The 12,136-nt window shown below is 73.0% G+C and carries 10 protein-coding genes; 3 read left to right on the top strand and 7 right to left on the bottom strand.

Features of this window, described 5'->3' with window-relative positions; genetic code table 11:
* Nucleotides 1-302: 302 nt before the first annotated feature.
* Complete coding sequence (locus ABT041_RS13745; protein WP_351183538.1) at nt 303-2,744, top strand: RICIN domain-containing protein; 2,442 nt, start codon at nt 303-305, stop codon at nt 2,742-2,744.
* Between the two features lie 89 nt (nt 2,745-2,833).
* On the opposite strand, the gene ABT041_RS13740 is transcribed toward ABT041_RS13745, so the two are convergent.
* The 4 genes from ABT041_RS13740 to ABT041_RS13725 all read right to left on the bottom strand — a co-directional run bounded on the left by ABT041_RS13740 (nt 2,834) and on the right by ABT041_RS13725 (nt 6,644).
* Nucleotides 2,834-4,585, bottom strand: coding sequence for a glycoside hydrolase family 35 protein (locus tag ABT041_RS13740; protein WP_351183536.1), 1,752 nt, complete (start codon nt 4,583-4,585; stop codon nt 2,834-2,836).
* A 113-nt stretch (nt 4,586-4,698) separates the two neighbouring features.
* A complete protein-coding gene (locus ABT041_RS13735; protein ID WP_351183534.1) occupies nt 4,699-5,478 on the bottom strand; it encodes an IclR family transcriptional regulator in 780 nt (259 codons plus the stop codon).
* Nucleotides 5,479-5,727: 249 nt separating this feature from the next.
* On the bottom strand, nt 5,728-6,024 hold the full coding sequence (locus tag ABT041_RS13730; protein WP_351183532.1) for an RICIN domain-containing protein: 297 nt from the start codon (nt 6,022-6,024) through the stop codon (nt 5,728-5,730).
* Nucleotides 6,025-6,149: 125 nt separating this feature from the next.
* Nucleotides 6,150-6,644 (bottom strand): Lrp/AsnC family transcriptional regulator, encoded by a 495-nt coding sequence (locus ABT041_RS13725; RefSeq protein WP_351183530.1) that lies wholly within the window; start codon nt 6,642-6,644, stop codon nt 6,150-6,152.
* A 148-nt stretch (nt 6,645-6,792) separates the two neighbouring features.
* Here ABT041_RS13725 and ABT041_RS13720 point away from each other — a divergent pair, with 148 nt between their 5' ends.
* Together ABT041_RS13720 and ABT041_RS13715 are read left to right on the top strand one after the other, a co-directional pair.
* Nucleotides 6,793-7,770 carry a DMT family transporter gene (locus tag ABT041_RS13720; RefSeq protein ID WP_351183528.1) on the top strand — a complete coding sequence of 326 codons (978 nt, stop codon included), beginning with the start codon at nt 6,793-6,795 and terminating at the stop codon, nt 7,768-7,770.
* Complete coding sequence (locus ABT041_RS13715) at nt 7,763-8,968, top strand: amino acid aminotransferase (RefSeq protein WP_351183526.1); 1,206 nt, start codon at nt 7,763-7,765, stop codon at nt 8,966-8,968. The genes ABT041_RS13720 and ABT041_RS13715 overlap by 8 nt, the downstream gene beginning before the upstream one ends.
* Before the next feature lie 5 nt (nt 8,969-8,973).
* Here the strand turns inward: ABT041_RS13715 and ABT041_RS13710 are convergent, their stop codons facing one another.
* The 3 genes from ABT041_RS13710 to ABT041_RS13700 all read right to left on the bottom strand — a co-directional run bounded on the left by ABT041_RS13710 (nt 8,974) and on the right by ABT041_RS13700 (nt 12,089).
* The gene (locus ABT041_RS13710) at nt 8,974-9,753 is read right to left on the bottom strand and encodes an HAD-IIA family hydrolase (protein ID WP_351183524.1); all 780 of its coding nucleotides are present in this window, start codon (nt 9,751-9,753) and stop codon (nt 8,974-8,976) included.
* Between the two features lie 165 nt (nt 9,754-9,918).
* On the bottom strand, nt 9,919-11,484 hold the full coding sequence (locus ABT041_RS13705) for a glycerol-3-phosphate dehydrogenase/oxidase (protein ID WP_502976466.1): 1,566 nt from the start codon (nt 11,482-11,484) through the stop codon (nt 9,919-9,921).
* Between the two features lie 5 nt (nt 11,485-11,489).
* Complete coding sequence (locus ABT041_RS13700; protein WP_351183520.1) at nt 11,490-12,089, bottom strand: TetR/AcrR family transcriptional regulator; 600 nt, start codon at nt 12,087-12,089, stop codon at nt 11,490-11,492.
* Nucleotides 12,090-12,136: the final 47 nt, after the last annotated feature.

Below are 12,136 nucleotides of genomic sequence, written 5' to 3'. Positions count from 1 at the left end.
ACCAGGGGCCGACCGCGCGCGCGGGCAACCGTGCTCCGTGAATGTTGACGCAAACATGAAACGGGGTCAAACGCCGCCCGGGTATCGCGCTACGCCTTGACATGCCTCTTTCACCCCTCCCAGACTCTTCTCCGAGCCGCTCGTGTTAACGCGAACATGGCAGGGTGACACCCTTGCGCAACACGGCGTCCACCTGCGGACGCGGCGCGTGGACGAAGTCCGGCCCCGCGCCGCACCGCCCTCGACCGGCACGGATCCACCGTCCCGGACCCGTGCCACCCGCACCCACCAGGGAGTCGTACGTGTCGTCGTCCCCGCCCGCCCTGATCCCCTCCGGCCCCCGCCGCGCCGGGCGGCTGCGCACCCTCGCAGCCGCCGCCGCACTGCTCGTCCCCGTCCTCCCCGCGCTCGCGCTCACCCCGGCCGGACCCGCCTCCGCCGCGACGACCGCCTCGCCCGACGCCCGCACCGTCCGCCCCGACCCGAGCTACCAGCAGCCGGCCTTCGAGGGCTGGGGCACCGCCCTCGTCTGGTTCGCCAACGTCACCGGCGGCTGGCCCGACGCCCAGCGCAACGCCCTCGCCGACGCCCTCTACGGCTCCGACGGCCTCGGCTTCACCATCGCCCGCTACAACATCGGCGGCGGCGACAGCCCCGAGACCACCCCCTACATGCGGCCCGGCGGCGCGGTCCCCGGTTACTGGAACAGGCCCGGAGCCGAGACGCCCGACTGGTGGGACCCGAACAACCCCGCCCACTGGAACGACCAGGCCGACGCCAACCAGCGCTGGTGGCTCTCGGCGGCCAAGGCCCGCGGCGCGACCACCTTCGAGGCGTTCTCGAACTCCGCCCCGTACTTCATGACCCACAGCGGTCTGGTCTCCGGCTCCGCCGACGGCTCGTCGGACAACCTCCGCTCCGACCAGTACGAGCGCTTCGCCGCCTACCTCTCCGGCTCGCTGCGCCGCGCCGAACAGGGCTCCGGCGTCACCTTCGACTCGCTCTCCCCGGTCAACGAGCCCAGCGCGGACTACTGGAAGGCGGGCGGGCGACAGGAGGGCTCCCACTGGGACCCCGCCTCCGTCGCCAGGATCGTCGGCACGCTGCGTACGAGACTCGACGCCGACGGCCGGACCACCGCGATCTCCGCCATGGACGACTACGGCCCGGACGCCGCCGCCCGGCAGTGGGGCCAGTACGCCCCCGCCGTCCGCGACGCCGTCGGACGGATCAACGTCCACACGTACGACACGGGCGGACGCGCCGCCGTCCGCGACATCGCCAAGGGGGAGAAGACCCCTCTGTGGATGTCGGAGAACGACATCGGCGGCAGCGTCGGCCAGAGCTTCACCGACATGCGGCCCGGCCTCGACCTCGCCGGCAAGATCACCACCGACATCCGGGAGCTGGAGCCCAGCGCCTGGGTGCTCTGGCAGGCGGTCGAGGACTACGAGAACATGACCCCGGACCATGAGAACTCCAACTGGGGCCTGATCCAGACCGACTTCACCCCGGCCGACGCCGCCACCGAGCCCCTGCGCAAGAACAAGAAGTACTGGACCATGGCCCAGTACTCCCGGTTCGTCCGGCCCGGCGCCCACGTCGTGCCCACCGACGACCCCGACACCCTCGCGGCGATCCGCCCGAACGGCCAGGGCCTCGTCCTCGTGCACGTCAACCGCGCCGGCACCGACCGCGACCTCACACTCGACCTCGGCGGCTTCCAGGCCACCGGCGGCACCGCCGAGCGCTACACCACCGACGCCACCCGGAACGTGGAGCGCGGCACGGACCTCACCGTCAGCGGCAGGACCCTCAGGGCCGCCGTCGGCGCCGGCTCCGTCACCACCTTCGTGCTCCCCGGCGTCACGGGCGTGAACACCACCGCCACCGGTGCGCCGACCGGCGCACCCCGTCAGCTCCTGAACGACAACAGCGGCAAGGCCCTGGCCGTCGCCACGGTGAACGGCAAGGACACCCTGGTCCAGCGGACCTCCAACCCCGCCGACTCCGCCCAGCAGTGGACCTTCACCAAGACGTCCGCCACCGACTGGGCCGGCACGGCCACGTACCGCGTCACCAGCGTCAAGAGCGGCAAGGCGCTCACGGTCACGTCCGGCGCCGTCGGCTTCGCCGCCCCCGGTACCGGCAGCGACCAGCAGTGGATGCGTTCGACCTCCGGTGACGGCCACGCCACGGTCGTCAACAGCGCCTCCGGTCTCCTCCTCGACGTCTCCGGCGAGTCCACGGCCGACGGCGCCCCGGTCGGCGTCTACAGGCCGACCGCCGGCACCAACCAGTCCTGGACCCTGCGCTCCACCGCGCCCGACGCCTGGAGGACCCCGGTGTTCCGGCACAGCGGCAAGTGCCTCGACGTGACGGGTGCTTCGAGCGCCGACGGGGCCACCGTCGTGCAGTACGCGTGCAACGGCGGCACCAACCAGCAGTGGGCGCTCCGGCCGACGGCGACCGGGTACGTGAACGTCGTCGCCCGCCACAGCGGCAAGTGCCTGGACGTGAGCGGGGCGTCGGCTGCCGACGGCGCCCAGGTGTTCCAGTACGGCTGCAACGGCGGCCGGAACCAGGAGTGGGCCGTGCACGCCGTCGACACGAGCCATGTCACCCTGATGGCCCGGCACAGCGGCAAGTGTCTCGACATCGGGGCCGCCTCGACCGCCGACGGTGTCGCGGTCGGGCAGTACACCTGCAACGGAGGCACCAACCAGCAGCTGACCTTCGGCTGACACGCACGAAGAAGGGGCCGGGCAGGCGAAAGTGGCCGGGTACCGACTGAGTCGGTGCCCGGCCTTCTCGTACGACTACGGGCGTGCGCTCACTCCTCCGTCGGGCCGAGATCGGCCGTCGCGCGGAAGTCGACCGTGGCGGCCCGGTGTCCGGCGTGGAGTTCGAGGACGACGAGCTCGTTCGTACCGGCGCGCAGGACGGGACCGGGGACGTACAGCGACTTCTGCGGGCCCCGGGACCAGTAGCGGCCGAGCGCGAAGCCGTTGACCCAGGCGTTGCCCTTGGTCCAGCCGTCGAGGTGCAGGAAGGTGTCGGCCGGCTCGCCGACCTCGAAGGTGCCCCGGTGCAGCGTGGGGCCGACGGGGGTGCGCGCGGTGGTCGTGAAGGGGAGGTCCCGCACGGTGGCGAGCGGCAGCGGGCGGCTGGTCCAGCCGACCAGCTCGGAGCCGTCGAGGAGGACCTTCCCGAGGAGCCCCTTGCGGTCGTGGATGCCCGGCCCGTAGTTCACGCGGCCCTGGTTCTCGACCAGGATCTGGAGCCGGCTGCCCGCCCGGGGCGCGTGGAAGGCCAGTGAGTGCTCGTGGTTCTCCCGTTCGAGGACGCCGACGGGCTGTCCGTCGACGAAGACCTGGGCACGGTCGCGGACCTGCTCGACCTCCAGGAGCGCGGGACCCGCCAGGGGCAGCACGGTCTCGTACAGGACGAAACCGAAGTCCTGCTCCAGCTCCTCCATGGTGAGGGGGCGCATCGAGTCGATGCCGGGCGCCAGGGCGGCGACGCCGTCGAGCAGCCCCGCGCTCTCGGTGAGCCGGACGGCCGGGACGGCCAGCTTCGGGCCGGGCACCGGGACGGGCTCGTCCGGCACGGGCACGTACTTGGCGATGACCTCGCGGAAGGCGGTGTACTTCGGCGTCGGGTCGCCGGCCTCGTCGAGCGGGGAGTCGTAGTCGTAGGAGGTGATGGTGGGGCGGTAGGTGTGCTTGTCGTTGGCGCCGTTGGTGAAGCCGAAGTTGGTGCCGCCGTGGAACATGTAGAAGTTCACCGAGGCCCCGGCGGCGAGCAGCTCGTCGAGCTCGCGGGCCGCCTCGTCGGCGTCGCGGACCACGTGGCGGGCGCCCCAGCGGTCGAACCAGCCGATCCAGAACTCCGAGGTCATCAGCGGCCCTTCCGGGCGCTCGGTGCGCAGCTCGGCGAGGTGCTCGGCGGAGCGGCTGCCGAAGTTGGCGGTGGCGAGGACGCCGGGGAGGGCGCCGCGCTCCAGGTCGGCCGGCTGGTCGCAGGTGAAGAGGGGGACGTCGACGCCGACGCGGCGCAGGGAGTCCGCGATGTGCTCGAGGTACGCGGTGTCGTCGCCGAACGCCCCGTACTCGTTCTCCACCTGCACGGCCAGGACCGGCCCGCCGCGCGAGGCGAGGTGGGGGAGGAGCGGGGTGAGCAGACGCTCGAAGAAGGCGTCCACGGCCGCCAGGAACCGCGGGTCGCGCGTGCGCAGCCGGATGTCGGGCTCGGCGAGCAGCCAGGACGGCAGGCCGCCGCCCTCCCACTCGGCGCAGATGTACGGGCCGGGGCGCAGCAGCACGTGCAGGCCCTCGGCGGCGGCCAGCTCGACGAACCTCGGCAGGTCGAGCCCGCCGTCCATGACGAAGTGGTCCGGACGCGGCTGGTGGAGGTTCCAGGGGACGTACGTCTCGACGGTGTTGAGGCCCATGAGCCGGGCCTTGCGCAGTCGGTCGGCCCACTGCTCCGGGTGGACCCGGAAGTAGTGCAGCCCGCCGGACAGGAGCCGGAAGGGTCGGCCGTCGAGCAGGAAACCGGTCTGGTCTGTCCGGAGAACGGGCATGAGCGTGGTGCTCCTGTGCTCGGGGGCGGGGTACGGGAGGGAGGTGGGACTATGACAGATATGTTTACGTAAACATATCTGTCATGGCAAGCCTCGGTCCACGGAGCGGGCCCTCAGGCTCGGGGATCGCTCTCGCCCGGGGTCCGCACGGAGAACGCCAGCCTCGTGACGGCCTCCTCGGCGCGGCGCTTGAGCCGGGCGGTGAGGGGTTCGAGCAGGTGGGCGCGGGACACCGGCAGGGAGAGGGCGATGGTCGCCGGGACCTCGCCGACGGTGATGGGAACGGCGGAGCAGACCGTGCCGAGCACATATTCCTGCCGTTCGTAGACCGGTGCCCCGCGGCGCATGCGCGCCAGCCGCCGCAGCAGCTCGACCTCGTCCCGGACGGTGTACGGGGTGAGCGGCATGACGGGATGGCGGGCGACGTGGTCGCGGCGGGCGCCCTCGTCGAGCTGGGCGAGCAGGCACAGCCCGCCCGCGTGGGCGTGGGCGGTACGGCGGAAGTCGGCCCACTCCTCGACGGCGGGGGCTTCCCCGCCCGCGGCGACGCCGGCGATCCGTATCTCGCCCTCCTGGTACAGCGCGAAGTACACGGCGGCGCCGAGCTCGTCCCGCAGCCGGCCCAGCCATCCGTCCAGTCCCTCGGCCCCCGGCCGGCACACGGTCGCGGCGCCGAAGCGGACGCCGGCGTCACCGATCGCGTACACACCGCCCTCGCGCCGCAGATAGCCCTCGTGGGTCAGGGTGCGCATGAGGTGGTACGTGGTGGGCAGCGGGATGCCCGTCCGCCGGGACAGGTGCTTGGCGGTCAGTCCTCCGGTGTCCTCCGCCACGGCGTCGAGCAGGCGCAGGGCCCGGCGGACGGACTCGATGAGCGTGGGCGTGGTGGGCATGGCGGTTCCCCCCGTGTCGGTGATCGGGGACGGCCGGTCTCCCGTCCCCTCGTCGAGTGCATCGTTCCTCACGGAGGGGCCGACGCGGTGAGGGAGGTGGCCGCGGGGGGCGCTCGACGGGATGGAGGCCGGGCGCACCGGAGGGGCCGGATCCATGGGGATCCGGCCCATCGGAGGGGTACTTCCTCGCGGAGCGGGGTCAGTTGAGCGACCACCGCTGGAGTGCCGAGCCGGTGTCCGGCTGCTGGGTCACGAGTGCTCCGCCGGCCGTGGAGGCCGTGGTGAGCAGCAGGCCGCTGCGCGCCGAGGTGACCGTGACGGAGCGTCCGGCAGCTGACGGACGTTCCAGCGCTGGTTGCTGTCCCCGCAGCACTGCCACTGGATCACCGTGGCGCCGGCGGAGGTGGAACCGCCGTTGACGTCGGCGCACAGGCCCGACCTGACGTTGGCGAGCTCCTGGGAGCCGTCGGACTGCCGGGCGAACTGCCACTTCTGGTCGGTCTTGTAGCCCGCGGTCGTCGTGGTGAGCTGACGCCCGGCGGTCATGGGCGCCGAGGCCGTCGTCGTCACCGACGGCGGAGACGGCGTGAACCACGACCACGCGGACTGGGCCGGCGTGACGGTCTCCTGCTGACCGTGACGTACCTCCCAGCGCCTCACCTCCCAGCGCCTCACCTCCCGGCGCGGCCGCCCTTCGGTCGCGCCGGGAGGCCCGGTCGCGGATAGACCCGGGACTGCTTGACGCTGCCGAAGGCGAAGCTCGACTCGATCGACGCGATGCCGGGGATGGCGTGGATCCGGGTGCGCACGAGGGCCTCGTACGCCTCGAGGCTCTCGATGACGACCCGGAGCAGATAGTCGCTGCTGCCGGCCATCAGATAGCAGTCCTGGATGTGATCGATGAGACCGATGTGCTCCTCGAACACATTGACGGCCTCGGCCGTGTGGCGCTCCAGCCTGATCCGTACGAAGACGGTGATCGGCAGGCCGAAGGCGACCTGGTCCACGGTGGCCGTGTAGCCGCTGATCAGGCCCGACTCCTCCAGGCGGCGCACCCGGCGCAGACAGGGGGAGGGGGACAGGCGGATCCGGTCGGCGAGGTCCTGGTTGGTCAGCCGTCCGTCCGCCTGCAACTCGTGGATGATCTCGAAGTCCACGGCGTCCATCGTCACTCCTTGGCAGATTCTGCCCTCACGCTATGTGCAGAGGGCAGAACTGGCAATCATCTGCCCCGGCGAAAGCTCTAGCGTTGCCTATCGGGGCAAACACCGGTTCTCGGTTCCGCCCGTATGTTCAGAACGGGAGGAATCGTCGGTGGTCTCACCACAACCGGTCACGTCGGAATCGACGCGGACGCCGGAGCCGCGGGTGCTCGCGGCCGCCCGTCCCCGGGGCCTGTCCCCGCAGGGCGTCGGCATGGTCGCTCTGGCGCTCACCGTGACGATCTGGGCCGCGTTCGCCCTCAGTGCCCGTGCGCTGAGCGCCTCCACGCTGCTGCCCGCCGACGCCGCCCTGCTGCGGTTCGGCGTGCCCCTCGTGATCCTGGCTCCCGCGCTGTGGCGGCGCCGGCGCCGGCTGGCCGCGGTCCGGCCGGGGCCGGCACTCAAGATCATCTGCGGAGCCGGGGTCCCGTTCTTCCTCGCCGCGATGTACGGCGGATCGCTGACGTCGGCCGCCTTCGTCGGGGCCATCGTGCCCGGCATGGTCCCGCTGTTCGTCTCCGCCCTCATGGTCGCCGGCGGGAAGCGCGCGCCGCGCGGGACGCAGGCGGCCGGTCTCGCCCTCATCGTGGCCGGAGTCGTGGCCCTGGTCTGGCGCTACACCGCCGCCCTCGACGCCGACGTCCTGCTCGGTACGGGAACGCTGCTCGTCGCCAGCGGGCTGTGGGCCCTGTACACCGTGGGGCTGCGCGAGGTGGACCTCGACCCCGTCGGGTCGATCGGCCTGCTGTGCCTGCCGTCCTTCGCCGTCGTCGCGCTCCTCGCCCTGACCGGGGTCCTGCCCACCGGCCTCGCCCGGGCGGCCGGCGGCGACATCGCGCTGTTCCTCGTCGTCCAGGGCCTGGGCGTCGGTCTCTGCGCCGGTCTGCTCTACGCCTTCGCCATCCGCAGGCTCGGCCCGGAACGCAGCTCGGTCGTCGGCAGCCTCAGCCCCGTCGCCGTCGTCCTGCTCGCCATGCCCCTGCTCGACGAGTCGCCGACCGTGCCCGTCGTGGTCGGCGTCCCCCTCATCACCCTCGGCGTCGCACTCGCCAACCGGCGCCCCCGAACCAAGGTCTCCACCGATGCTTGAGCTTCTTCCCGCCCCGCCCGTGGACCCGCTGTGGGACCTGGCGGCCGAGTTCGCCGCCGACCCGCGCCCCGAGCGCCTCGACCTCGTCCTCGGTGTCTACCGCGACGCCGACGGGGTCACCCCGGTCATGGCGGCGGTCAGGGAGGCCGAGATACGCCTGGCGGAACGTTCCGGCACCAAGGAGTACCGCGGCCTGTCGGGCAACACCGCCTTCAACCGGGCCATGCTGTCGCTCGTACTGGGCTCCGAGGAGCTCTTGGGACGGGCGACGGGCGTCCAGACCGTGGCCGGCACCGGGGCCCTGCGGCTCCTCGCCGACCTCGTCCAGCAGACGCGCCCCGGCGCCACGGTCTGGATCAGCGACCCCGCGTACGTCAATCACCGCCCGATCCTGGAAGGCGCCGGGCTCACCGTCCGGACCTACCGCTGGCGCGACGCCGCCGGCCGGCCGGACACCGAGGGCATGCTCGACGACCTGGCCCGCGCGCGCCGCGGCGACGTCGTCCTGCTGCAGGGCTGCTGCCACAACCCCACCGGCGTCGACCCCTCCTTCGGTACGTGGGAGGAGCTCGCCGCACTCGCCTCCGCGAACGGCTGGGTCCCCTTCGTCGACCTCGCCTACCACGGCCTCGGCGACGGCCTCGCCGCCGACCTGGCACCGACCCGGATGCTGGCCGAACGCCTCCCCGAGGTGCTGATCGCCGTCAGCTGCTCGAAGAACTTCGGCCTCTACAGCGACCGCACGGGATGCGCCATCGTCATCGGCTCGTCGAAGCGGACGCTGCGGCACGTCGAAACCGCCCTGCAGAACGCCGCCCGCACCCTGTACTCGATGCCGCCCGACCACGGTGCCGCGATCGTCGCGACCGTCCTGGACGACGAGCACCTGCGGACGGAGTGGCTCGCGGAACTCGGCGCGATGCGCCACCGGATCACGGCCAACAGGACCGACCTCGTCGCCCATCTCCGCGCCCTCGGGCACGAGGAGGCGGCCCGGTCCCTCGCCCGCCAGAAGGGCATGTTCTCGATGCTGCCCCTCACGCCGGACGGGATGCGCCGGATGCGCCGCCAGTCCGGCATCTACGGAACGGCCGCCGGGCGCATCAACATCGCGGGCGTCCCCGCGCACCGGATCCCGTTCCTGGCCCACGGCATCGCCACCGCCCTGCAGACGGCGCAGACCGCACGCTCCGTCTGAGCGGTCTACCCGGCCCCGAGCAGGGCGGGCAGGCCGGCGAAGGAGTCGAGCACGTGGTCGGGCGTCCCCGACGCGTCGCGGTGCGTCTCGGGGAGGTACTTCCCCGTCCGCACCAGGACGCCGGTGATGCCCGACCGCTGGGCGGCCAGCACGTCGGACTCGATGTCGTCGCCGACCATCAGCGCCTCCGACGCGTCGGCTCCGAGGTGGGCGAGGGCGCTCGCGAAGAACGCCGGAGCCGGCTTGCCCGTCACCTCCGCCTCGACACGGGCGGCCTTCTCGAGGCCTTCCAGGAAGGCCCCCGTGTCCAGGTCGAGCCCGCCCTCGGTGCGCCAGTACAGATTGCGGTGCATCGACACGAGCCGGGCGCCGCGCCGGAGTTGCCGGAAGACCCCGTTGAGGGCCTCGTAACCGAACTCGGGCCCCGCGCCGCCGAGCACGACGACGTCAGCGTCCCCCTCCTCGACGAGCGCGACCCCCTCCAGGTCGTCCCGTACGTCTCCGCTGTTGAGCAGCAGGCAGCGCGCGCCGGGGAAGTGCTCGCGCAGATACGCCGCCGTGGCCGCCGGCGCGGTGAGGACGTCCCCGGCGTCGACGGGAAAGCCGAGCCCGCCAAGACGCGAGGCGATGGAGGCCCGGGTCCGTGACGTGTTGTTGGTGACGAGCGCCGTGCGGATGCCGGCGTCGCGCAGTCGCTCCATGGCCCGGACCGCACCGGGCAGCGCCTTCCAGGAGACGGTGAGGACGCCGTCGATGTCGATCAGGGCAGCTCGGATTCGCTCCATGGAGCCGACCGTAGACCCGTCGACCGCGACGGTCCTCCAGGGCGCGCGGTCGTGCCGCTGCGCCCTGCCGCGTGGAGCGCTCGTGCCGGTGCGCCCTGCGCCGGTCGAGCGGTCCCGGCGCGTGGGGCGCGCGCCGGGACCCGGCAGCCTCGGCGGCCCGGCGCCCTACACCTTGGCCGTACGGGCGAGGGCGTCCCGGGCCGCCTCCTCGGCGAGGGCGCGGTCCTCCGGGACGAGACCGATGCGGGTGCGCCGGTCGAGGAGGTCGGAGGCGTCGAGGGCGCCTTCGTGGCGGACCGCCCACACCAGTTCGGCGCCCGTGACGGGGTGGCCGGGCACGACGGGCTCGGCCAGGGCGGGCTCTTCGAGCCCGAGGGCGTGGACGGCCGTGGCCTCGGAGCCGTAGCGCTGTACGAGGCGGGGCGGGACGTCGAGACCGGCGAGGGTCCCGGGGCGGGCCGCGCCGACGAGGGGGAGGGACGCGGTGCGGCACGCGCCGGCGGTGAGGCCGCGGGCGGCCACGGCGGCGTCGACGGCGTCCTGGGCCATGCGGCGGTAGGTGGTCAGCTTGCCGCCGACGACGGTGACGATGCCGTCGGGCGAGGTGAGCACGGCGTGCTTGCGCGAGATGTCGGCGGTGCGGCCCTCCGACTCCCGGGTGTCGAGCAGGGGGCGCAGTCCGGCGAAGGCCCCGACCACGTCGGAGCGGTGGACGGTGACGTCGAGGGCGGAGCCGAGGACGTCGAGGAGGAAGCCGATGTCGGTCTCGGGGACCTCGGGCACGTCGGGGACGTCGCCGTCGACGGGCTCGTCGGTCAGGCCGACGTACACGCGTCCGTCGCCCTGGGGCAGGACCAGGACGAAGCGGTTCGTCTCGCCCGGGATCGGGATGTGCAGTCCGGCGGAGAGCCGGCCGAGGGTCTCCGACCGCAGGACGAGATGGGTGCCGCGCGAGGGCCGGAGACGTACGTCGTCGATGAGGCCGCCCGCCCAGACCCCGGCCGCGTTGACGACCGCACGCGCGCGGATCAGCAGCTCCTCGCCGGTGGTCTCGTCGCGGACCCGTGCGCCGCCGCCGTGGAGCTCCAGGGCACGGACGCGGGTCAGGACGCGGGCGCCGTGGGCGGCGGCGGTGCGGGCGATCGCGGTGACCAGACGGGCGTCGTCGGAGAGCTTGCCGTCCCAGGAGAGGAGGCCGCCGCGCAGGCCGACGGGGCGCAGCGCGGGGGCGAGGTGGCGGGTCTCGACGGCGGAGAGGGTACGGGTCTTGGGCAGCGTGCGGCGGGAGGTGCGGGCGCCGACGCGCAGCAGGTCGCCCGCGACGAATCCGGCTCGGGCGAGGGCGGCCTGGCCGCGGCTGACCAGCGGGGTCAGGGGGAGCACGAAGGGCTGGGCGCGCACGAGATGGGGGGCGGTGCGCTCCATGAGGATGCCGCGCTCGACGGCGCTCTCGTGGGCGACGTCGAGCTGTCCCGAGGCGAGGTAGCGCAGTCCGCCGTGGATGAGCTTGGAGCTCCAGCGGGAGGTGCCGAACGCGAGGTCGTGCGCGTCGACCGCGGCGACGCTGAGCCCGCGGGTGGCGGCGTCGAGCGCGGCACCGGCTCCGGTGGCGCCGAGCCCGACGACCAGCACGTCGACCTCCAGGCCGTCGGCGAGCCGGTCCAGTTCGCGCCGGCGCCGCTCGGCGTTCAGGGAGGAGCCGGGCAGGGCGGTGCTGCTCGTGGGGTTCACGGGATTCATGGTGTGAGGGTCCTCTCAAGGAGGGTGCGCAGCTCTTCGAGGAAGGCGGCTTCGCTCAGTTCGGGATCGTTCTCGTCGGCCATGGTGCGCAGCGAGAGCGTGAAGGACTGGACGACGAGCAGCAGGGACCGGGCCTGCAGGTCGGGGTGGACGCGCCGTACGGAACCGTCCTCGTGTCCGTCCTCCAGTGCGGTGACGAGGAGTCCGAGCAGGGCGTCCTGACTGGCGCCGCGCCGGTCGAGCACGTACGGCAGCAGCAGTTCGGGGTCGACGTCGAGGATCTTCCGGAACAGCGGATGGGACCGGAAGGCGGCGACTCCCGCCACCAGCCCCTCGACGATCCGGGCCCGTTCGGGCCGGTCGTCGTCCGCGGGCGGCATGGCGCCGGCGGCGACGGCGATCCACTCACGGGTCATCAGGTCGCCGACGAGCGTGCGCACATCGGGCCAGCGCCGGTAGAGCGTCATCCGGGACACGCCGGCCCGCCGGGCGACGTCGGTGAGGGTGGTCCGTCGTACGCCGACGGCGAGCACGCAGTCGCGTGCGGCGTCGAGCACGGGATCTGCGTCCGCATGGTTGTGACGAATGGGCGTCATCTGTCACAGTGTAATGCCAGTGCGGGCCGAGCGGCAGCGCCGTCCGT

Source organism: Streptomyces sp. NPDC002825 (assembly GCF_040295385.1).
In the GTDB taxonomy this organism is placed as follows: Bacteria; Actinomycetota; Actinomycetes; order Streptomycetales; family Streptomycetaceae; genus Streptomyces.
The sequence above is the reverse complement of the archived record's forward strand: the minus strand, read 5'-3'. Positions and strand labels throughout refer to the sequence as shown.